We start from the raw sequence: 22,363 nt of genomic DNA, 5'->3' as shown, positions 1-22,363 counted from the left end.
CAACGCTATTGCAGCCAATAGCGCGTCAAATGCCGCGCGGGGTCCGAATAGGTGCTGCGCGCGTGAATCAGCCGATGGTTGTCCCAAATCATCAGGTGACCATCCGGGATCAGCACGGGTACCGCTTCGGATTCGAAGTAGGACGCGGCGAGCATCGCGAGGCGCACGAGCGGATCGCGGCTGGCGCTTGCGCGTCGCGTCGAGGCGACGCTCGTTGCGCCGCTTGAAACACCACTCAATGCCGCCTCCGAAGGATTGACGTCGCCGTAGAGAAACTGGTTGTAGCTGAAGCGGAAGATCGGACGATCGCCGCTCGCGCTCGCATCGATGATCGGCACCGTGAGCGTCTGTCTGCGCGCCGTGCCGGGCGCCAATGTCGCCGCGAATTGCACGGGCCTTTCATGGACGTACCGCTGCAGCTCGGCATCGAGAGAGCGCACGAACGTCATGCCATCGGCCAGTCGCGTATGGCCTTCTCCGCAGCGCGCCTGACGGTGGCAATGCAGCGCAAGATAGTGCGGCGGCGGGTTGCCGACAGGCACTTCGGTATGCGGGCCGATCGCGTTACGGCTCTGCGAATACGGCAGCTTCTCGAAGCCGGGCCTCATCGTGACTTCCCAGGTGTCCTCGCCGTTGTATTGCGGCACGATGGCCCCGAACCGTCCGAGCGCCGCGCGCACACCGCCCTCGAGCAACGCGGGTGCGAGGACGGTCCAGCCTTGCCGGCTCAGCGCTTCGTGTGCCGCATCGAACGTCGTTGCGGTTTCGATGTCGTCGATTACGATCGATTCATTCATGGGCGAGAGCTCCTTCAACTTGATTGACTCGTTCCGAATACGCGCCCATCAAATCGAATGTGATGGTCGAGGGCTGGTACGCGTGAGCATCGATGCGCCCCACCGGGCAAACCTCCGCGGCCGTGCCTGTGAGGAAGCATTCGCTGAACGAATCGAGTTCGTCGGGAAACATCGGGCGCTCGACGACTTCGATGCCCCGCTCGCGCGCGAGGTCGATCACGGTCCTCCGAGTGATGCCGTCGAGGAAGCAGTCGGGCGTCGGCGTATGCAGGACGCCATCACGGACGAAGAAGATGTTGGCGCTCGTTGCCTCGGCGATCTGTCCGCGCCAGTCGAGCATCAGCGCATCGTGAAATCCGTTCGCCTCGGCCTGATGCTTGCAAAGCGTCGCGATCATGTAGTGGCTCGACGCCTTGGCCTCATAGGGGCTCGAGACCGGCGGCGGCCGGCGCCATATCGCCGTCTGCAGCGCAATCCCCTTCTCTTTGGCGGCCGGATCGAAATAGCTCGGCCAGCTCCAGCAAGCGAGCGCAACATGAATGCGGGTTGCGCGCGCGGACGTCGAAATCTGCTCCGAGCCGCGCCAGGCGATGGGCCTCACATAGCCGTTGACGATCTCGTTTCGTTCGATGAGCTCTACCGTAGCCGCTTCGAGTTCTTCCTTGGCGTAGGGAATCGCGAAATCGAGCATCTGCGCGGAGCGATAGAGCCGGTCCGTATGTGCGCGCAACCGGAAGACGCTGCCCGAGTAGACTCGCTCGCCCTCGTATACGCAGCTCGCATAGTGCAGACCGTGCGTCAGCACATGGATCCGGGCGCTCTTCCATTCGACGAAACGGCCGTCGAGCCATATCGTGCCCTCGCGCTGGTCGAAGGGAACGTTCGGAGCGGTCGTCATGCCACCTCCTTTTGCAATGCTTCGTTGTCCGAAAGGATTCGTGAAAGACCAAGGCGTCTTGCCTCATCAGCGAGGCTTCGCGCCTCGTCGGCATTCAAGGGAATCCCCGTGCTGGTGCGGCTCGCGGCGGACGCTTTTTGTGGATCTCCGGCTACGAGCACTTGCTCGCCGTCGACGGAAGGGGTCCGGCGAATCGTCTCCATCAGATCCGACACGTTCTGTCTGAAGCGATCGAGCGAGCCGAACCGGGCGGGATCGATCGCAATCAGGCAGTGCCCAATCTGCCGGCCGCGGTCGTAAGGCTCGGCGTCTAGATGCGAAAGCTCGTGATCGAGCGGCATCGAGGCCAGCAGACAACTCAGAATCTGCACCATCATCGCGAGCCCCTGCCCCTTGTAGCCGCCGAGCGGCGAGAGCGCTGCGACGCGCGACGGGTCGCCGGCCGGCCGACCATCCGCATCGAGCGCCCAACCGGCCGGCAGCTCGAGGCCGTTGCGCCGGTAGTACTTCACTTGCGAGTACGAAATCTGGCTCGTCGCCATGTCGAAGAGATAGAGGTCGTCCGCGCGCGCGGGCGCGACGAAGCAGATCGGGTCGGTGCCGAACATTGCGCGCTTTCCGTTGAACGGGGCCATGCGCGCGGCCGCGCTCGTCGTGACCATGCCGATCAGCCCTCGCTTGCCGATCAGCTCGCCATACACGGAAGCCGCGCCGAAGTGATTCGAGTTGGCGACGGCGACGACACCGACGCCATGCTCGCTCGCCAGGTCGCTCGCGAACTCTGCCGCATACGTGCCCGCCACGACGCCGAGCGCGCCGTCCGCATCGACGAGCGCGGTGCCGCCGGATTGCCGCATCGTTCGCATGACTGGGCACGGATTGCTGCGCCCTTCGTCGAGCTCACGCAAATAGAGCGGCAGCAAGCGCAGGCCGTGCGTGTCGATGCCCATCAGCGAGGTGCGCGTCAGCGCGCGTGCGAACCAACTCGCGTACTGCGCGCCAACGCCGCGCGCCAACGCCGCTTTTTCACAGAGCTCGTGGAGCTCATCGGATCGGATATAGGTCGTCATGATCAGCTTGCGTAAGTCAAGGGGCGCAGATAGATCGGCTGCCTGGAGGGCGATCGATCGGCGCGTTGGAAGAAAAATGCCGATTCGCCGAACGCAGGCTCCAGCTCGTCGAACCAGACCGCAGCCGGATCGAACTTTGCGAAAAACGGCTGGCGCACCCATTCGGGATCGCGCCCCTGCAGGAACTGCAGTACGAACACTTTTTCGGTGCCGATCGTCGCGACGCCATCGACGAGAATCTTTCCGTAATGCGTGCTCATCGAAGGTCCGCGCACGGTTCGCGACAGGCCCGACACGCGTTGATAGGCGGCCTTGAAAATCGCATGGGCCTCGAGGAGCGGCAGCTCGAAGTAACGGTGCGGCCCCGTGTCGCGCTCGACGAACATGTAGTAGGGAATCGCGCCGAGACGCACGCCCGTCGTCCAGAGCTCGGACCAGGCCTCTGCGTTGTCGTTGATGTGGCGGACGATCGGCGACTGCATGCGCACGGTCGCCCCGGTGCCGATGATGCGCTTGACCGCCTGCTGCGCGATGTCGGGTCGCAGCTCCGCGGGATGGTTGTAATGCGCCATGATCGCGAGGCTCTTGCCGCGGCTGACGATGCGCTCGAAGAGCCGCATCAAAGCATCGGCATCCTTGTCGGTGACGAAGCGTTGCGGCCAGTACGCCACCGACTTGGTGCCGATCCGGATGTTCTGCAGATGCTCGATCGCGAGCAGCGGCTCCAGGTAGCCCGCCAGCGACTCGGCATTCATCACCAGCGGATCGCCGCCCGTGACGAGCACGTCGGTGACATGCGGGTGGCACTCGAGATAACGCCGCAAGTCATCGCTCTCTCGCGCGTTGAACTTCAGGTCTTCCACGCCGACGAATTGCGGCCAGCGGAAGCAGAACGTGCAATAGGCATGGCAAGTCTGGCCCGCCGAGGGAAAGAACAGCACCGTCTCCTTGTACTTGTGTTGAAGCCCCTCCAGCGGACGGCCATCGAGCAAGGGCACGTTGTGCGTCATCTGGCCCGCGGGATGCGGATTCATTCGCTGACGCAGCATCGCGATATACCGTTCGGCGTCCGCCGCGCGTTGATCCGAGCGCAATTCGCCGAGCCTCCGGTAGTCCTCGGCCGGCAGCATGTCCCGGTGCGGGAACGTCAGACGAAAGATGGGGTCGTCGGGCACGCGCGACCAATCAATCAGTTCACGCAACACGTACTCGTTCGTTCGGAACGGCAAGACTCTCGATACCGTCGCCAGCGCATCCTTCGTCTCCTCGGGCAGAAGCGCCCAGTACGCGGAGCTGGCGATGGATTTGGGGTTGTACGCCCTGAACTTTTCTGCTTCCACAATGGCTCCAGATAAAGTAGATTGGCGGTTTTGACGCTTGCGCGACCGCAATTAATGGGCGAATGATTTAAATCGCTTCGCCTAATTCTTCCTTTCGCGACACGAGCGATCGCTCGATTTCGCCAATCATCGGATCAATATCACGTGTTTTAGCCAGATCGGTTCTGGTCAATATTGCCGATTATGTCGATTCGTCGCACGAAACGATGGTCAACCCAATAGCAATAAAACGCCTCTCGCCCCGCGCTCGCCACAGGTCTGGCCCGCTCTCGCGTGGAGCCTTGTGTCTCGGTGCTGTCGAGGCGTTCGAAAGTTATCCGTCATGTTGATTGGATGCATCGCTCTTCAAAACATGAAGCATCGTCCTATATTTCGTTTGCGCTAAACAGTAACAAGCAATCGGTAAATGGGCCTGTACAGGTCGACAAATCAAGCTTCTGTTCCGGTATAATTTTCCGAACGTGTACTGGGTCGAGCACAGAAAGAATGGCGAAAAAATATCGAGCGCTCGCTGAGCATTATGCGAAGGCCATCGCGAGTGGCTCTCTAGGCAAAGGCGAGAGGCTTCCCTCGTTGAGGGATATTGCAGTGCTCCACCGAGTGTCGATTTCGACGGCGGTGGAGGCATGCCGACTTCTCGAGCGACAGGGATACGTCGAGGCCAAGTCGCGAGCCGGCTATTTCGTGATCGATGCGATGCCGCTCGTGAAGCGCGCGGGCGCGGCGGCGGTGTCGGACTTCGACAATGCGAATGAGCGGATCGACCCGGCCGACTACGTCGGCGTACACGAGCGCATCTCGGTCACGCTCGCGCGCGGTACGCGGCGGCCGATGAAAGTCGATCTCGCCGGCGCAGTCTGCGCACCCGAGCTCTACCCGGGCGCGGCGCTCAGGGACAACATGCTGCGGTTGTTGCGCGCGAGGCCGCGCGTCTATGGCACGCACCCGCAACGAGAAGGCGTCACCAAGCTGCGCGAGGCCATCGCGCGCTGCTCGGTGAGCCGGGGGATGCACGCGGATCCGGAAACGATCCTCGTGACGCACGGCTGCAGCGAAGCGCTGTCGCTAGCCTTGATGGCCGTCACGAGCCCGGGCGACGTGGTGGCCATCGAGTCGCCCACCTATTTCGGAATCCTGCAGATCATCGAGTCGCTCGGCCTGAAGGCCATCGAGATCCCGACGCGCCCCGATACGGGCATCTCGCTCGACGCCCTCGAGTTCGCGATCAATCACATGGGCAGGATTCAAGCAGTCGTTTGCATGCCGTCGGTGCAAAATCCGCTCGGCTGCTCGATGCCGGAAACGGCCAAGACGCGGATGATCGAGCTTTGCGAAAAACATAATATCGCCCTCATCGAAGACGACACGTACGGCTTTTTCCTGCCGAACCCCGCTTATTCGCGGCCGCTCAAGGCTTGGGACAAAAAGGGCAACGTCATCTATTGCAACTCGCTGAATAAATCGCTTTCGCCCGGATTGCGCGTCGGCTGGCTTATCGGCGGGAAATGGCACAAGAAAATCGAAATGCTCATGTACGCGGTATCGCGCCATCGCGAGGAGATGCTGCAGCTCGTCGTCGCCGACTTCATGGCCGGCAGTGCGTTCAGCCGGCACATGAAGCGGATGAATGCCTTGTTGAAGCAGCAGCGCACGCAGCTCGTCGAAGCGATCCTCGGCCATTTTCCCGCGGGCACCGAGGTGACGTGCCCCGACGCCGGCTTACTGCTATGGGTGCGGCTGCCCGACGGAAAAAACACCGACATTCTGTTCGACAAGGCGCTCGCTGAAGGCATCCGCATCTGTCCAGGATCGATTTTCTCGAACATGGATAAATTCAACGACTGCTTGCGGCTCAGCTGCGGAATGCCGATCAAAGGGCGCGTCGAGTCGGCCATTCGCACGCTGGGCCGGCTCGCGCGCGAACTGTGAGAGACTTTCTCTTCCGAAATCGTTTATTGAGCAGGCGATGCCATGAGCCACTTCCGCCCTGTCGCACTCGAACATGCAAGCCGCCTCATCAACCACGGACCGACGGTGCTCGTGACGAGCACTGATGGAAAGAGGCGCAACGTGATGGCCGCCGCCTGGTCGATGCCCGTCGAATTCACGCCGCCGCGCATCGCCATCGTCATCGACAAGCACACGTTCACGCGCGAGCTCGTCGCGAAAAGCGGCACGTTCGGCATCTGTGTACCGACTGCCGCGGCGATCGACTTCACTTATGCGGTGGGGAGTTGCACCGGTAAAGACGTGGACAAGTTCGAGCGCTTCGCGATCGCGCCGGTGGCCGGCCCTCGGCTCGGCGTGCCCATCATCGAGCGGGGTTGCGCGGCGTGGATGGAATGCAGGCTGATCTCCGAGCCGCATACCGAAGACGCTTACGACACCTGCTTCGGCGAGGTGGTCGCCGCTGCCGCCGATTCACGCGTATTCCACAACGGCCATTGGACGTTCGACGCTTCGAATAGCGACCTCCATATGATCCACCACCTTGGCGGTGGAAACTTCGTACGCGTGTCGGGCATCGTAGCGGCAAACCCGCGCTGAACAGCCGCGCCACGGCACCGCTATCGGTGCGCGTTCGCCGGCCCTCGCGTTAAACCTGACTCTCGCTGATGAAGAGCGCCACCGCCCTGCGATAAATCTGGCCGATGAGGCTCGCCCGATCGCCTTCGATATCGACCTGCCCGCGCAACCGCCGCCATGCCTCCACGTGAGGATCACGGGGAACGAGTACCGCACGATAGACGGCCGTTTCGGGAACGAGCTTGTTGTCCGCGCTCTTGCGCACGGCAAGGCCGCCGCCATAGACCGATGCGAGCTCGGTCACGTCGAGCGTCCGAACCGAAGTCGTCTCGATGCTCGAGACGATGAGATCGACAGGCGAGTCGCCGTTCTCGGGAAAGAACCGCGCATGTGCGCCCGGATGGACGCGCGGCAGATCGGCCTCGCCGACGAACGCAACGACCACGGCCGACGATGGATCGATCAACGTCCCGAGCGCCTCGCGGCGAGGCAGCCATTCACCTTCGCGCAGTGGCGGCACATCGGTGAGCACGCCGGCAAACGGCGCGCGAACGGTGAGGAGCGCCTCTTGCGCCGAGACCTGGTCCACCGATGCGATCGCGCCTTGCAGCTCCTGTTCGCCGACGGCGATCATGTCCGCCTGCTCGGGATCGAAAGCCTGGCCTTTCATGCGGTTCTCGACTCCGCCTAGCGCGGCAAGCGCGGCGGCCTTGCGATATTCGACGGTCGGCGATTCGAGCGCGAAGATCGGCTGTCCGAGCGCCACCGCGGCGCCGTTCGTCGATTGCTTCACGAGTCGGCCCGGCTCGGCGACATAAAGCGTCGTCTGCTTGGCCGCGCGCATGAGCGCGGGAGCGGCGAGCTCGCGTCGCCACGGCACGACGAAAAGCATCAGTGCCACCGCGCAGCACGCGAACGTGATCATCGCGCGCCGGTCCGGCCGCCGGCTGCCGAGCCGCGCACGCCATACGCGTATCTCACCGGCGATGGGCCGCACGAGAAACCAGCCGATCTCGACGCACATGAGGAAGATCCCGAGCGCCTTGAACGCCATGTGATAGACGACGAGCGCAATGCCGAGAAAGAGCGAGAACCGATAGATCATGCATGAGAGCGCATAGACGATCAAAATGCGCTGCTTCGCGCGCGGAAACGCTTCGGGCGGCGGATCGCCGAGGCCGAACAGCGTCTCGCGCAGCCACCAGCGCCCCATTGCGAAGCCTCGGTCCTGCAGGTTGGGCACGTCGAGCCAGTCCGACAGCAAAAAGTAGCCGTCGAAGCGCATGAGCGGATTCACGTTGATCGCGATCGTCAACAGCCACGTCGAGCTCGAGAGCAAGAAGGCCCCGGTGCGCAGGGGGCCGTCGGGCAAGACGGACCAGGCGAGCGACGCGAAGACGGCGAGCGTGGTTTCGGCGAGCATGCCGGCCGCATCGATGGCGAGGCGCTTGCGACGATCGGTCAGGCGCCAGGCATCGGTCGTATCGGTCCACAGGACCGGCCATAGCACGAGCAGCGCGACGCCCATCGCGGGCACGCGACAGCCCATGCGCTTGGCCATGACACCGTGGCCGATTTCATGCACGACTTTGGCCGAGGCGAGCGCGAGACCGACGAGCGCGGCGCCCTGCAGCGAGAACAGATGCAGCAAGCTGTGCGTGTATGCCGCCCATTGCTGGCTGATCAGATAGAAGCCGAGCGCGGCGAGCAACGCGAGCGCGATCGCGAACCCGCGCGAAAACACCCAGCCGATGCGCGGCACGACGGCCGACAGCATACGATCGGGATTGATGAGGCGCAACTTGATCGACAGATAGTTCTTCAAGAGCCAGCGCGCGGGCGCCAATCGCTCGGCCGCCCGCAGCGCGGCGAAACGCTCTGTCGCTCGGGCATCGAGCGGCGCCGTCAGGTCCGCGCGATGCGCGAAGCTCAGGACGTCGAGCACGTCTTGCGAAGTCGCGCGGATCGTCGTCTCGGCCGAAATTGAACGAGCAACGGCTTCGGTGTTGCCGAGCGCCCAACGCGCGAGCACTTCGAACTCGAGCCAGCCGATCCGCACGTAGCGGTGCCGTGCGGGATCGTGCAGCGTCCAGGTCGGACTGCCGTCGCTTGCCGCCGGCCCCGGCAACAGCTTGAGGTCTTCGCGCAACGGCGGCAGCGCGACGGGCGGCGCGTCGCCCGTATGACCATGGACGGCGTCGGATGCAGCGCTCGCCTGCTCCACAGCGACGCCGCTCTCCGGCGTCTCGATCAGATCGACAGCCATTCGCGCAACACCGTCAGAGGTCTCCTCAGCAGCCAAAGCGCGAGCGCGCGGCGCGGCCCGTAGATCTTCGCCGTGCCCTTCAGGCCGAGACGCAGGGCGTGCCCTGGATCGAGCGACGCGCGAAACGCGTACGACATCACGCCATCGGCCGCGACCGTGCTCGAGTAGCTCGCGAACGTGAGCTTCCCGTAGGCCGGCTTGTCGGGCGACAGGTTGCTGAAGAAAACGACTTCGGCGCCGGGCTTGAACGAGACGACCGAGGCAGCGGGCACCTCGATCTGCAACTGCGTGCGCGCGGGCGACGCGACCACCATGATGCGCTCGCCGAGCACGACGGGCTTGCCGATCCACTCGCTGCTGTCGTCGAACACGGCGATACCGTCGACAGGCGCCGTGATTTCCGCGCGCCGCAGCATGTCTTCGTCGTAGACGAGCTCGGCCTGCTCCTGCTCGACCTTGCTCGAAAGCATGGCGAGCCGCGCTTTCGCCTTGTCGTCGCTCATCGCCTGCTGCGACGTATCGGCATACTCTTCGCGCGCCATGTCGAGCGCTTTTTTCGTGACCTCGTAACGCGTCTGCAACTGGGTTCGATCGAACGAGACGAGCGGCTGGCCCGCGTGGACGGCCTGGTTCGGCTCAACACGCAGCGCGCCGACGACGCCGTCGAACGGCGCGCGCACGGGCGCCGGATCGACCGGCACCACCTCGGCGGGCGCGAGCACGGATTCGCGCACGGGAAAAACGACGATCGCGAGCAGCACCGCCGCCGCAATCGCGAGCGGTCTCTTTCTCGCCGCGAGTTGCCGCAGCACACTGGGCTTGCGCACGCGCCGATGCAACAGCAGGCTTTGCGCATAGGTGCCGGCGAGTGCGCCAAGCAGTTGCCGATCGCTGTCGGCCCACGCATCGGCACGGCCGAGCAACAGGTAGCCGGCCGGCTCGCTGTCGCGCCAGTCGAGCGGGCACAGCAGCGCATTCGCCGGAAACCACTCGGGCCATTCGCGCGCGAGCGCTTCGGGCAGCTCGGCGGGCTCGATCACGCGCGGCTGCCGCGGCCTTGCCTGCGGCGCATCCTCGCGCGCAAGAGCCGCGAAGACACGCGCGAGCCACATGTAATAAGGGCCGCCGCGCTCGGCGGAAGCGACGCCGGACAGCAAGAGCGGATCGTCGCCGGCCGGCGCGTCCTGCCACAGCGCGGCCTGCTGATAATGGACGACGCTCGCGGTCTCATTGACGATGAGAAATCCGAGTTCTTCTCGCGCCGCCGCACGGGCTCGCCGCTCGAGCTCGAGCACGGCGCCGAGCCGCAGCAGCTGGTAGTTGAGCGCGTTGACGGGCGAGTTCATGGGTGCGACTTCATTGGCGTGAGGTCAGCGCCACGCCGGGCGGCGGCGTGAAGACGGCGTGACCGCTCATGCCGGGCAAGAGCGTATCGGGCGGATTGTCGATGTGCCCGTAGACCTTGATCGAGCGGCTCACGGCGTCGACCTTGCCTGAGAGACGCGTGAGCGTGGCCGGATAGGTCTTGCCCGTCTCGTCGATCGCCACGTTGAACGTGCTGCCCGGCTTGAGCCAGGCGAGCCACTGGGAAGGGACGATCATCTCGAGATCGAGGCTCTTGTCGCTGAGCACTTCGAGCATCGGCGCGCCCGTTTGCAAGTACTGGTAGTTGTGCGTGTAGACGGCCGATACGCGACCCGCGAAAGGCGCAGCGACGACGCAGCTGTCCACGAGCGTCTGCGCGGCCTGCACGTCGGCCGCCGCCTGTTCCTGGTCGGCCTGAGCCACCTTGTACTCGACTTCGCTCGACGTGCCGAGCGCACGCAGGCGCTGCTTGCTTTCGTTGACCGACTTGCGGCTTTCGAGCACGGCGCGCGCATGAGCGAGCGCGGCCTCCTTTTCCGAGCAGAGGAAGCGGGCGAGCACCTGCCCTTGCTTGAACCGGTCCCCGTCATGCAACGGAAACTGACTGACGCGCCCCGACATCGGCGCCCCGATCGTCGCGATCGTGTCCGCGACGATTTGCACGCGGATATCGGGCGTCGATGATGGCGTCGTCGTGGCTGGTGCGTGCGGCTGAGCCGCTACAGGGACGACGTGCGTCGCGGGCGCCGGTTCCGACGCTTGTGCCGCGAAAACGGCCGTCGCGCCCGCTCCGGTCAAGACGGCGGCCAGCGCCATGAGCTTCCCCGCCCTCGAGGCGCGCTTGTATTGCAATTTCATTCGTACTCCTTCCTACCCGTATTGCGCTTATTTCGCCGCCAGCGTGTTTTCGGCTTTTTCCGTTGGAGGCGCTGCAGGCGTCTGCGTCGCCGTTGTCGCCGACGCTGCGGCCGCGGACGCCGCGGGCGTGTCCGTTGCGCCGGCAGCGGCGGCCGGCGCTGCCGGCGCGGCGGGCTGCAGCATGGCGACGTCAGGCAGCCGCCCGGCTTCCCAGCCCGAGATAGCCGACTTCACGCGCTCGCTGAGCGTCGCGAGATCGTCTGTATCGGCGTTCGGCGGCACGAGGTCGACGCCGACGGACGTATAGAGATTCGTGAGAGCCGTATGCACTTGCGCGATTTCGCGATCGTAGGTGAACTCGGCCACCATCGAGGCCAGATCGCGTCGGATGCGGTCGGCATCGGATTCTTCCTGCGCGCGCGACTCGTTCGCCGAGGCGACGCGGATCTGCTGCTCGACATCGTTGATCTGCTTGGCGATATCGAGATCCTGCGTGGCGGCGAGATACTCCTGATAGCTCAGATTGACTTGCGTCAGGACGGCGACGCTCAACGCTAGACGGCGCTCGCGCGATACTTCCACCGATGCCTTTGCCGCCGAAATCGCCTTGGGCCCCTCGATCAGGTTGACGAGGTTGAACGTCGCATTCACGCCCAGCTGTGCCCAGCGCGGGTTGAAGAGATATTGATTGCTGTCGTAGTTGAGGCTGCCGAGCACGCCGACGCCCGGCATCATCTTGACGATTTCCTTGTAGACGTCTTGCTGGTCGATCTTTTCCTGATACGCCTCTTCACGCAGCTCGGGCCGCATGGCGAGCCCGAGTGCCTCGAGCTTGCGCGGATCGATCTGCGTGGCCGACGTTTCGACATCGAGCTCCATCGGTGCGAACTGGATCGGCACGTCGGTCGGCACGTTGATGAGCGACGCCAGTTGGACACGCGCCGTGTTCAGATCGGTTTCCATGCGACGCAGTTGGCCCACCACCGACAGCATGTTCTGCTGGTAGTCGAGTCCCTGCAGTTGCGGCACGAGCTTCTCGCGGCTCGCTTCGCGCGCGTTTTGCAGCTGCTTGTCGGCTTCGGCAAGCAACGGCCGCAGGCGCGGCAGCAGCCGGTCGGCCGCGACGGCTTTCCAATACGCCTCCTGCGTGCCCTTCACGAGGTCGTCGATCACCTTACGGCGGCGCTCGACGGCAGCGTAAGTGCGGTAGCCCTGCTGCTTCGCCTGGAAGTAGCTGACGCCGAGATCGAGCAGGTTCCACGACAGCTCGAGCGAGGCCGTCGCATGCGAAGGCGGCTCCGAGAACGAGTACTCGAGCGACCGCTGCTTCGTCAGCTCGGACACGCTTTCGGCCGCGTTGTCGTTACTGCGCCAGGTGTAGCCCGCGTTGGCCGCGATGCGCGGCAACATCTGCGCCATCGCGAGGTCGAGCTGCTTGTCCTGCAGCGTCTGTTCCGTCTTCGCGAGTTGCGCGTTGTAGTTGTACTTGAGCGCGCGGGCGATCGCATCGGGCAGGGTCAGCGGCCGCGTGAGCGGCATATAGGTCGCGTAGAGCGTCTTGTAATCGTCTTGCGCGCGCTTGAAGTGCTCGGCTTGAGAAATCGGCTCGGGCTTGATGGCGCACGCGGACAATACCGCAGCCGATAGCAAGGTCAGGCCGGTGACCCGCGCCAAAGAGGCCGCGCGCGCCCGCGAACTGCCGCGGCTTGCCCCGTGTTCCGCATGCGGCTCGGCCCGCATCCGCCCCTGTCCAGCCGCGCCGTGGCGGCTGACGATGTCGTTCTTCATGTCGGTCTTCGCTTTCTTGATGTATTTGGTTGAATGCTCGTCTGCTAGTTGCTGACCTTCGCCCCGTGCGCCGCCGCTCCGACAACGGAATGCACCATTTGCCGCGCCTGCAGAATCTTTCCGACCGGACCCGCGTTGCGAAGCTGCGCCGAAAACGCGCTGCGTCCCGCGCCGCGCGACGACTGATCGGATTGATGACCCGATCGGTCATCGGTTCGGTCATCGGTTTTATGATCGCTTTCGTGACCGGCCTGCGTCCTATGCGAAACCGATGCAGGCGGCGCGACGTTGAGTTGCGCGAGCATATGCTCGAGATCGTGCGACTCGCGGCCCACCGTGATCTGGAACGTGGCCGTCGCCTGATTGCCGAACTGATCGCGCGCGACGATCTCGACCTCCACCGTGCCGCGCGAGCCGACCGGAGGGGTGCCCGTGAACGTCAGACTGCGCGCGTCGAACTCGAGCCACGGCGGCAGCGGACCGCCGCCGGGCGCGCGTGCTTCGTACTGAAGCTCCGCGTTCGGATAGGTATCGTTGAAAAGGTCGGACGGCACCGCGATGATCGACTGCTGCTGCTCGATGATGAAGCGGCTTCCGACCGACCCCGTTAGCCACACCTGCGGGATGATCGGCTGGCTGTACAGATCGGGTCGATAGCCGCGCCCTTCGGCAGGTGGAATGGCCCCGTCGTCCGGGAAATGATCTTGTCGCGATGAAGCGAACGGCGCGTTGGGATCGACTTGCCCGCCGAGCTTGTTGTAGTCGTTGGGCGCGTTGAAGTCGGGAATCAACGGATTCGAATTCGAGAAGACAGGGCGATTCGTTGCCGTCACCTGCGCCGTCAGCTGAATCGTTGCCGCGCTGTACGGCGTCGATCCGCCGACCGCGCCGAGATCGACTCCCGCCGCGTCGGTGACGGGCGTCGAGCCCGAGCTGTCGATGAGCCGCACCGTCAGCGCACCCGGCGTGCCGTTGAAGGTGCCGGACGGCAGGAATCGCAGGCTGTCGGAGGCGGCGATCACGAGGGCGTTGCCGTCGCCCAAACCGTTCGCGGGTACGTTGATCCACGTCTTGCCGCCGTCGCTCGAATATTGCCACGTGCCTTGCGACGCGCTCGCCGCATCGCCGACGATCGCAATGCCCGCGAGCGTATTCGCGGTCGAGCCCGTCGGATTCGTCGCGCTTTGCTGCTGATCGGCGCTGTCGTCGAAATGGCTGCCGAAAAGCGTCGAGACGCTGTCACCGGCCGGATTCCGGTCGCTTTGATTGACGGTGCCGATCGTTGCGGAGCCGCTCGCGATAGGTGCATCGTTGACGGGCGTGACGTCGATACCGAGCGTGACCGTCTCCGCGCTCACCGATGTGGAGCCCCCATGGTGCGCCCCCGACACGTCGACACCCGTGATGGCCAAGTCGCCCGTGGCGAGTTGCGTGCCGGTCACCGTTCCCGCAACGGCCGTAGCGGAGGTTTCGATGAGCCGCGTCGTGAGCTGACCCGGTATGCCGTTGAAGTCGGGCGTCGGCACGAAACGCAGCTCGGCCGAGGACGACAGCACGAGGGCGTTCGAATCGGAGAGACCCGTGGCGGCGATCGTATGCCAAGTCGCACCGTTGTCCGTCGAGTATTGCCAGCTCCCCTGGCTCGGATCGGCCGCATTGCCGGTAATGGCGATGCCCGCGAACGTATCGGCCACCGAGCCGCTCGGATTGTTCGTGCTTTGCTGCTGATCGGCACTGTCGTCGAAATGCGAACCGAAGAGCGATGCGACCGTTTGCGGCTGCGGCGCCGTCGTGTCTTCAGCGATCGTCGGCATGTCCGCGCTGCCCGATCCGATCGGTGCATCGTTGACGGCCACGACCTGAAGCGGAATCGACTCCTGCGCAGCCGAATAAGCGGATGCCGGCGTGTTCGTGCCCTGCCCGAACGTGCCGGTCGTCGGCAGCGCCGAGACCGTGCCGTTCGCGACGCCGTCGAACTGATCCCACGCACGGAAGGTCAGCGCATTGTTCACCGTACCGTTCCAGTCCTGCTTGGCCGGCTCGAAGTAGATCCGCGTATTCGCATCGGCCACGAGATGCAGTGCATTGCCCGACGAGATCGCGGTGAGGCCCTGCCCCGCGAACTCGGTCCAATGTGCGCCGTTGTCGGTCGAGTACCACCAGGTGCCTTCGCTCGTATCCGCCGCGGTGATCGCAACGCCGGTCGGCCCCGTCGGCTGGCCGTCGTGCGCGTTCGCGCCGTCGGTATCCGTCACGTTGCCGTTGCCGGTCAGCTGTGAGACGAGCATGCCGACGGCGCCCGTCGGCACGCCGTTGTCCTCGATCGAAGTCGCCGTCACCGGATTGCCGTTCAGGATCGGCGAATCGTTCGCCGCCACCACGTCGATCGTCGAAACGGCGGCCGTCGTCGTCGCATGCGTGACGTTGTCCATGACCGAGATCGTCACGTCGCGCGGTGTCGTGCTCGGCGTATCGCTGCTGTCGTAGTAGCTGACCGCGCGCAACGCGGCCTGCACCGTCGCCGCATCGAGGTTGGTGCCCGTCAGCGTCATCGTGCCGGTGGCGGAGTCGAAGCTCGCGGTCACGCCGGATGGCAGCGAGCCCGTCACGACGAGCACGTCTTCGCCGGGTCGATAGTTTCCGCTGATCTGCACCGTCGCGCCCGAGAACGTATCGGCGCTCGTCACGGCAACGGTCGGATCGACGGCGATGGCCACCGCTGCCGCCGAAGCATCGTTCGGCTCGGTGAACGTCACCGCCGACGCGCCCAGACCCGGTATTTCATTGACGGTGACGAAGACCGGCGCACTGACCATGTTGCCGCCCGTACCCTGAGCGCCGGCGACGTTGTGATCGTCGAGCGTCGCACCGATGCGGATGCCCGTGCTGACGGTGCTGGTATCGGTGCTCGAGTAGGCGATGTTGTCGAGCACCTCTTCGACGGTCGTTGCGGTTGCGCCGGCACCGAACGTGACGGACAGTTTGCCGCCCGATTCAGTGCACGTGCCGACATTCGTGCCGTTGTAGCTGACCACGCCGCCGGCGCCGAACACAAGCGGTCCCATCGCCGTGAACACGTCGCTCGCGCTCGGCGCGGGCGTGCTTCCGCTATAGCGCTGCAGCGTGAGCGTGGTGTTGCTGTAGTCGCCGAGCGCATCGAGCTGCGTGTCGCTGATGTGCGAGCCTGGCCCTGACAGACGCACGGGCGCGCTCCCTTCGACGTAGGAATCGGCATTGCCCCCCCACTGGGTGATGGTAGGCGGCGTATCGGGCGCCTGATAGGAGAAATTGACGTTCGCGTGCGCATCCCCGTTCGCCGTGAACGAGGTCGAGGCGGGACTGCCCGTGACGGCATTGCCATCGTTGTAGGCGAGCGTCTCGTCGGCGGGCAGGCCGCCGCTGCCGGCCCCCGGCAGCGAGATGACGACCGTGCCCTGCGGCAGGGCACCGAAGGTATAGGTGCCGTCGGCTGCCGTCGTCGTCGTTTCGGTGATGACCGTGCCGTCCCCTTCGGTGATCTTCGCCGTGACGGTCACGCCGGCAAGCGGCGTATCGGCCGAGCCGCCCGACGTGGCGTACGTGGTCGGATCGTTGCCGACGTCCTGCCAGACGCGGCCCGAGGCCGTCGCGATCTGAGTCGTCGCGGTGACGCGATATGAATCGGGCGCACCGACGCTGGAATCAAAATCGCGGGCACCCGTGGTCGAGCCGACGGTACCGCCCGTCGATCCGTTGAACGTCTGTTGCCCGGCGAGGCTTTGCCAGACGACGGAAGCCGTATCGTTCTGCACCGTCTGCCCCGGTGCCACCTGCACCGTATAAGTGATGACTTCGCTGCCGCCCGCGGCCAATTGTCCGATTGCGTAATTCAGATCGCTCGTCGTCGTGCCGCCTTGAGCCGCTCCGCCAACGCCAGTGCCCGTCGAACTCACGAACGTCACATTGCTTTCGTTCGGCGCGGCGGGATCGTCGACCACGACGTTGTACGCAGTCGATGCACCTGTGTTCTTAACCGTCACCTGATAGGTGACCGTGCCCGTCGCATTGTCCACGGCGGTCGCCGTCTTCGCGACCGTCACGTTGGGCTCGTCCACCGCAACATTGACGTTGTTCGACGTCACGCCGCCCACCGTCAGCGAGGCAGCCATCGCGGCCGCGCCTTGCACGTTCGACGCGATATTCGCCACCACCGCATTGAACTCGACGACGACGTAGTTGCCCAACGCGGAGCCGTCGTTGTTGGACAACGTGCCGAGGTTGATGCTGACATTGCCGCCTGCAGTCGTCACCACGTTCGACGACAACGGACTCGTCGGCTTGTAGGTGGCGACGTCGCCGGCCGTCGTCGTCCCCGTAGCGGGATCGACGTAGTTGGCACCACCCGAATTGCCATCTTGCAACTGCGCCACGCTCGATAGATCGGTCGTGTTGCTCGATAAGAGATCGCCGTTCGGAGTCACGAACGCAATCCTGGCGCTGCCATCGTTCAAGTACTCGAGTCCTGGAGGCAGCGCGAAGTTCAGCGTCGTCGGGTTCGCGCCTTCGGGAACCTGGACGTACGCGTGCAGCGTCACGACCTCGCCGACCGTCGCCACGATCGAGGTTTGCGTATTGGTCTGATTCGGTGTGTGGACCGTATCGGTATTGTTGGACTCACCAGTGATCGAGAGCACGGGGACGATTTGGCCAATCTTGACGGCCGTGCTCGCGCTGTCGGTGTACTTATGCCCTTGCGCCGTGCCGGGCTGCGAGTAGTAGGTGCCCGACGTACCGTCGTTCGGTGTGTCGACCGTGATCGTCGAGCCCGCTGCCTGGTTCGGTGCGACGGTCGCCTTGAATGTGAAGGTGGCCGTCTGCCCCACGCCGAGCGTGGTGAGGCCGACCGAGAGGCCCGACGTATCGGAAGCCGATTCACCGGTGCCGCCGCTCACATAGGTCAGCGAGCCGGGCACATAGTTGAGCCCCGACGGGAGATCGATGAGATCCGCGATGTCCTGCGCCGGCGCATCGCCGTTGTTCTTCAGCGTAACGGTATAGGTCAACCCTTCGTTGCTGTAGACGGTGCCGTTGTTGGCGATCGTCGTGCCCGTGCCCGTGTCCTTGACCGTGATCGTCTCGCTGACGTTCGGATCGACTTCATGAATCGTTGCCGTCGAAGCCGAGGACGTCACCGAGTCATAGTGGAGGACGACGCTGTTCGTGCGCGCCGTGCCGTCGGCCGGCGTATCCGTGGACGTGACGGTGGCCGTATAGACGATCGTGACCGTGCCGTTCGTGTCGACCTGGGCGTTCGTCAGCGAGCTGCCGAGGTCGAACGTGATCGTGCCGCCCGAGACGGTCGCCGTCACCGCGGCCGGACCGCCCGGCGAGCTGATGCCGGTGAATGTGACGGGACCGAGGCCACCGAACGTCATCCCGGCGGGAAGGGAATCGGTCAACGTGACGTCGCTGGAGCCGTTCGCCGTCGTGCCCTGCGGCAACGTGACCGTGATCGCATACGTGACGGTCTCACCGAGCGCCACGTTGTTGCTCCCGGTCAACGGAATATCGGTCGTGTCGCTCGCCGTGAGGACGGTCTTCGCGACGGTCGGCGCCGAAAGCTTGACGGTGGCGTTGTCACTGAGCGCCGCCGCGTTTTCGCCGACGACCTGCGCCGACGTCCCGGAGCCCGAAACGAAGCCGTTGCCGGTCGCGACACCGCCCGCCACGCTCGCCCAGTTGACGATGTTCGAGGCAAACGTCAGCGTATCGCCCGTTTCTTGGGCGGTCGGCAGTTTCAGGTCGTAGACGACATAGATGCTGTCGTTCGCCGCGACCGACGAGCCGAGCTTCACGCCGCCGGCGGCGAAGTATTGCGCCGCCGTCACGCCCGCCTCGATCTGCTGGCCGGACGAATTATAGATAGCGAAGTTCTGAACGTCGCTCGTCGAAAAGCCCGTCGGCAACGTTCCTTCGATGGTCACATCGTAGGCCGCCGCTCCGCCCTGGTTCTGCACCGTCGAAACGATTCTCGTGAGGTCGCCGCCGTCGCCGCCGGTCGCGTTCAGATTGTCGGCGGCCAACGGGTTGCCGCTGCCCGTGAGCGGATCGGTGCCGGCCGCCGTCCCCGCCGCGGCGAACGGGGCGCCCGAGCCGCTCGGCGTCGTGGTCGTTTGCGACGGCCACGTGACGGTCGTCGAATTCGACGGATCGGCGGAGTAAGTGCCCTTCGAGCCGCCGCCGTCACCGGCGATCGAGACGACGCCCGTCTTCGTCACCAGCTCGGGCTCTTGCAGCGGCACTTGCTTGATCGCGGCCGCCGCGACCGTCTGGCCCTCCGCGTTCGTGTAGGAGCTTCCGCCCTGCGTCGTCAATTGCAGGCCGTTCGCGAACGGCTTGTTCGACGCCACGACGCTGAAGTAGACGACTACCTGCTGACCGGCGGTGTTGTTCGGGTCGTCGCGATTGCCGAAGTTGAATGAGAGGCTGTTGGCGGTGCCGTTAGCCGAGACCGTCGGCGTCGCTTCACCCGAGAGCGGGTTGATGAGCTTGTACGTGCCCGCGGTCGGGAACGCGTCGGTGCTGTCCATCGAATAACTCGAGACCGTGCCGCCGTTCGAAAGCGGGTCCGTCGTCGAGAACACGGGCAAGGGCAAGTACGCGGTTAGATCGAGATTGCCGTAGTCGCCCGTCGTCAGCGTGTACGTCATCCCGTAGGTGACCGTATCGCCCGGCTTGATGTCGGTGAGATCCGCGGTCTGCCCGTTCACCGCCACGACCTGCAGCACGAGCTGGCCCGGCGCGACCGTGTTCGTCACCGAAGAGCCGTCGGTGACTGTCCCGTTCGTTCCTGTGATCGTCTGCGTACCGTTGTCGACGGTCACGACCGAAGCGCTCGTGCCCGTCGTCGTCACGCTATCGGTGATCTGATCCTTCTCGCGCAGACTGTCCTGGCTGTTCACGTTCGTGTACTTGTCTAGCACCTTGGCCTTGAACGTGATGACGCCTTGCGTCGGCCCGCCGCTTCCGTTGATCGATCCGCCTTGCAGTACGCCCGCGAACGCCGCGCCGCCGAGATTCGCCTCGATGAGCTCGCCTATGTCGAACGTCGCCGTCGTCGCGCCGGGATTCGATGTGGAGCCCGCATCGTCGCGCGTATAGTTCCAGTTCGCGTTCGAGCCGCTTGCTGCGACCGTCTGGCTGTTGATCGTCGTTGCGACGTTGTTCGTCACATCGCCGAACGAGATCGTCCGTGTCGAGCCGCCCGTCGTCAGCGAAAGCTGCGGGGTCGCATAGCCCGCATCGGCCGGCGCGAGCAGCGTGACACCATCGCCGATCAGGTCGGCGATATCGAGCTGGTTCAGCGCGTAATAGTCCGATACCTGGAAGTTGATCGAGTAGTTGACGATCTCGCCCGGCACGATGTTGCCGTTCGGCGCATCGTCCGTTACTTGGATCGCGAGCGACTTGGCGACAAAAGAGCTCGTTTCGGTGTTCGTCGAGCTGTCGCCCGAAATCGTCTGCGCGCCGGCCGAGTGGTCGAGCGAGCCGGTGGGGGCGGTCCACGAGCCCGTGTAGGTGTAAATCACCGTCGAATCGATCGTGCGCGGCTGCCCCGATGCGCCGAGTATCGACGCCCCCGACGCATCGAATTGCGGCACGAAGACGGGAATCTTGATGACCGTCGGCGTATTCGAAGCATCGGTCGAAAGCGACGAGAACGTCACCGTGACCGTGCCGCCCGCGCCGCCCACGCTCCCGGCCTTTGGGTGAAACGTCGCCGTGCCGGTCACGCCGTTGGGCTCGGTGAACGTAATCGTGCCGTTCGTGTACTGCACCTGATCGGGCAGGTTGAAGGTGAACGTCACGTTGTGCATCGGATCGGACTGCGTAACCGGTGCCGGTTGCAGCGTGATCACGTAGTCGAACGGAAAATCTGGCCCCGTCGCCGTTTCACCCTCGTGCAGATCCGTCGTCGCCGATACGTCGATCAGCGAGACTTGCGTCGATGCCGTTGCCAGGCCGTCACTCGCACTCGTCACGCTCGCGGTGCCGACCGTGCCGCGAATCGAGGGATCGGTAGTCGGATTGTTGAGCGGGTCGGCGCCGTACTGGAAGCCGCCGATCGCCGAAATGTTCAGCGCCTGCCCGCCGTGCATGCTCGACAACTCGGTCGTGTTCGCCACCGAGAAGGTGAGCTGGATCTGGGCAGCGGGCTCGCCCGGCGTGTAGCTGCCGAACGGCAATTGCAGGACGTACATCGTATCGCCCGCCTGATACCCGCTCGGCGCGGCGATGAAAAGCGGATTGCCGCTGCTGTCGAGCGCGAGCGGATGCAGCGCGCCGAGCGTGCCGACGTGGCCCGCGATGTTCGACGAGAGCGTCACCTTGTCGACGGTCACGGCAGCGCCGAGATAGGTGGCGCTCGTCAGCGAGACGTTTTCCGCCGAGTCGCTCGGCACGAAGAGATCGATGAACGGGCCGTAGCCGGCAGCGTTGGAAGCCGTGTTCTGAAACTGCACGGTCTCGGTGAACGTGCCGCCGACGAGCACGTCGCCGGGCACCGTGCCCGAGACGAACGAAACGCTCGGCACGGGCGTGTCGAGCACGCCCTGATAAGCGGCCATCGCCGCCGCGCTGAACGGGGAGCCGACCGCGAGCACACCCGTGGTGCGCTCGAGCGTCCAGTCGCCGCCGAGAGAAGCCGCGCCCGTCGCATCGGTCGATGCGCCGACCTGCGCGCCCGTCAGCGCATGGACGGTGTCGACGAACTGCTGCCCGCTCGCGCCCTGTCCGACGTCGCAGCCCCAAAACTCGATATCGGCGTTGGCGGACAGATGATCGCTCCAGGAAGCGACTTGCTGCTTGGCGGCCGCCAGTGTGTCGGCCGTTATCGGCGCGTTGCCGAGCTCGATCTGGCCTGCGGAGCCGTAGGTCAGAAATTGGATCGCCGACAGATTGGAGCGGCCTTGCAACGCCGCCGTCACCTGGCTGATGCCGTCGCGATTCGGATCGATCACGACGACCTGAACGTTCTTGCCTACGCCCGCAGTCAGCGTTTGCCAATTGGCGACGCGCGGATCGACGAAGAGAATTTCCGTCGCTTGCGGGTTCGCTGCGACGGCGGGTGCCTCGGCGTTCCCGTGCACGGCGTCGGCGGAGCCGTGTTGCTTCGCCTCGTGGTTCTTGTCGTGATGATGCGAACCCGCCGCGTGTGCATGGGCACCATCCTGATGGTGCCGCTGCTCCACGGCCGTATGTGTTGTTTTTGCCGCGACCGCCGCCACGCTGCCATCGAAAAGATGGCGCGGCTCAAGAACTAGTCTCATCGCACTTCCCCCGCGTTTTGGGAAGGCAATGTAGGGGTTTTATTTAAATCTCACAATACGTCTTACTGAGTTTTTGCGAAATTTAACAATCCATCTCATAGCGTGGAATTTGTGACCCTTCCGTCCTTATTTCGAATTCATCACTTT

General features: G+C 64.4%; 11 protein-coding genes. 2 read left to right on the top strand and 9 right to left on the bottom strand.

All coding sequences use genetic code 11. The features are described 5' to 3' along the window. Window positions 1–5 precede the first annotated feature (5 nt). From AB4Y31_RS01535 to AB4Y31_RS01520, 4 genes are read right to left on the bottom strand one after another with little or no spacing between them, the layout of a single operon-like run. Window positions 6–797: a TauD/TfdA family dioxygenase gene (locus AB4Y31_RS01535; protein ID WP_368672406.1), complete on the bottom strand. Its 792-nt coding sequence runs from the start codon at window positions 795–797 to the stop codon at window positions 6–8. Further along, on the bottom strand, window positions 790–1,695 hold the full coding sequence (locus AB4Y31_RS01530) for a branched-chain amino acid aminotransferase (protein ID WP_368672405.1): 906 nt from the start codon (window positions 1,693–1,695) through the stop codon (window positions 790–792). The genes AB4Y31_RS01535 and AB4Y31_RS01530 overlap by 8 nt, the downstream gene beginning before the upstream one ends. Then, window positions 1,692–2,765, bottom strand: a complete 1,074-nt coding sequence (locus AB4Y31_RS01525; protein ID WP_368672404.1) for an Ldh family oxidoreductase — start codon at window positions 2,763–2,765, stop codon at window positions 1,692–1,694. Before AB4Y31_RS01525 ends, AB4Y31_RS01530 begins: the two co-directional genes overlap by 4 nt. 2 nt (window positions 2,766–2,767) lie before the next feature. Beyond that, window positions 2,768–4,105, bottom strand: coding sequence for a KamA family radical SAM protein (locus AB4Y31_RS01520; protein WP_368672403.1), 1,338 nt, complete (start codon window positions 4,103–4,105; stop codon window positions 2,768–2,770). A 486-nt stretch (window positions 4,106–4,591) separates the two neighbouring features. Between AB4Y31_RS01520 and AB4Y31_RS01515 the strand changes: the two genes are divergently transcribed. Together AB4Y31_RS01515 and AB4Y31_RS01510 are read left to right on the top strand one after the other, a co-directional pair. Further along, window positions 4,592–6,034: a PLP-dependent aminotransferase family protein gene (locus AB4Y31_RS01515; RefSeq protein WP_020566418.1), complete on the top strand. Its 1,443-nt coding sequence runs from the start codon at window positions 4,592–4,594 to the stop codon at window positions 6,032–6,034. A 42-nt stretch (window positions 6,035–6,076) separates the two neighbouring features. After that, window positions 6,077–6,652, top strand: a complete 576-nt coding sequence (locus AB4Y31_RS01510) for a flavin reductase family protein (RefSeq protein WP_368672402.1) — start codon at window positions 6,077–6,079, stop codon at window positions 6,650–6,652. Window positions 6,653–6,701: 49 nt separating this feature from the next. Here the strand turns inward: AB4Y31_RS01510 and AB4Y31_RS01505 are convergent, their stop codons facing one another. From AB4Y31_RS01505 to AB4Y31_RS01485, 5 genes are read right to left on the bottom strand one after another with little or no spacing between them, the layout of a single operon-like run. Then, entirely contained in the window at window positions 6,702–8,897 is a 2,196-nt protein-coding gene (locus AB4Y31_RS01505; protein WP_368672401.1) for an HlyD family efflux transporter periplasmic adaptor subunit, read from the bottom strand. Continuing rightward, complete coding sequence (locus tag AB4Y31_RS01500; RefSeq protein ID WP_368672400.1) at window positions 8,882–10,243, bottom strand: efflux RND transporter periplasmic adaptor subunit; 1,362 nt, start codon at window positions 10,241–10,243, stop codon at window positions 8,882–8,884. The genes AB4Y31_RS01505 and AB4Y31_RS01500 overlap by 16 nt, the downstream gene beginning before the upstream one ends. A 10-nt stretch (window positions 10,244–10,253) precedes the next feature. Continuing rightward, window positions 10,254–11,120, bottom strand: coding sequence for an efflux RND transporter periplasmic adaptor subunit (locus tag AB4Y31_RS01495; RefSeq protein ID WP_368672399.1), 867 nt, complete (start codon window positions 11,118–11,120; stop codon window positions 10,254–10,256). A 27-nt stretch (window positions 11,121–11,147) separates the two neighbouring features. Next, window positions 11,148–12,908 carry a TolC family protein gene (locus AB4Y31_RS01490; RefSeq protein WP_368672398.1) on the bottom strand — a complete coding sequence of 587 codons (1,761 nt, stop codon included), beginning with the start codon at window positions 12,906–12,908 and terminating at the stop codon, window positions 11,148–11,150. Between the two features lie 44 nt (window positions 12,909–12,952). Next, the gene (locus tag AB4Y31_RS01485) at window positions 12,953–22,216 is read right to left on the bottom strand and encodes a DUF4347 domain-containing protein (RefSeq protein WP_368672397.1); all 9,264 of its coding nucleotides are present in this window, start codon (window positions 22,214–22,216) and stop codon (window positions 12,953–12,955) included. Window positions 22,217–22,363: the final 147 nt, after the last annotated feature.

This window comes from Trinickia sp. EG282A (genome assembly GCF_040965455.1).
Lineage (GTDB): Bacteria > Pseudomonadota > Gammaproteobacteria > Burkholderiales > Burkholderiaceae > Trinickia > Trinickia symbiotica.
The sequence above is the reverse complement of the archived record's forward strand: the minus strand, read 5'-3'. Positions and strand labels throughout refer to the sequence as shown.

What these genes read in the sequence shown, in the direction of transcription:
- AB4Y31_RS01535 (WP_368672406.1), bottom strand. Translation starts at nt 797, where the DNA reads ATGAATGAATCGATCGTAATCGACGACATCGAAACCGCAACGACGTTC.
- AB4Y31_RS01530 (WP_368672405.1), bottom strand. Translation starts at nt 1,695, where the DNA reads ATGACGACCGCTCCGAACGTTCCCTTCGACCAGCGCGAGGGCACGATA.
- AB4Y31_RS01525 (WP_368672404.1), bottom strand. Translation starts at nt 2,765, where the DNA reads ATGACGACCTATATCCGATCCGATGAGCTCCACGAGCTCTGTGAAAAA.
- AB4Y31_RS01515 (WP_020566418.1), top strand. Translation starts at nt 4,592, where the DNA reads ATGGCGAAAAAATATCGAGCGCTCGCTGAGCATTATGCGAAGGCCATC.
- AB4Y31_RS01510 (WP_368672402.1), top strand. Translation starts at nt 6,077, where the DNA reads ATGAGCCACTTCCGCCCTGTCGCACTCGAACATGCAAGCCGCCTCATC.
- AB4Y31_RS01505 (WP_368672401.1), bottom strand. Translation starts at nt 8,897, where the DNA reads ATGGCTGTCGATCTGATCGAGACGCCGGAGAGCGGCGTCGCTGTGGAG.
- AB4Y31_RS01500 (WP_368672400.1), bottom strand. Translation starts at nt 10,243, where the DNA reads ATGAACTCGCCCGTCAACGCGCTCAACTACCAGCTGCTGCGGCTCGGC.
- AB4Y31_RS01495 (WP_368672399.1), bottom strand. Translation starts at nt 11,120, where the DNA reads ATGAAATTGCAATACAAGCGCGCCTCGAGGGCGGGGAAGCTCATGGCG.
- AB4Y31_RS01490 (WP_368672398.1), bottom strand. Translation starts at nt 12,908, where the DNA reads ATGAAGAACGACATCGTCAGCCGCCACGGCGCGGCTGGACAGGGGCGG.
- AB4Y31_RS01485 (WP_368672397.1), bottom strand. Translation starts at nt 22,216, where the DNA reads ATGAGACTAGTTCTTGAGCCGCGCCATCTTTTCGATGGCAGCGTGGCG.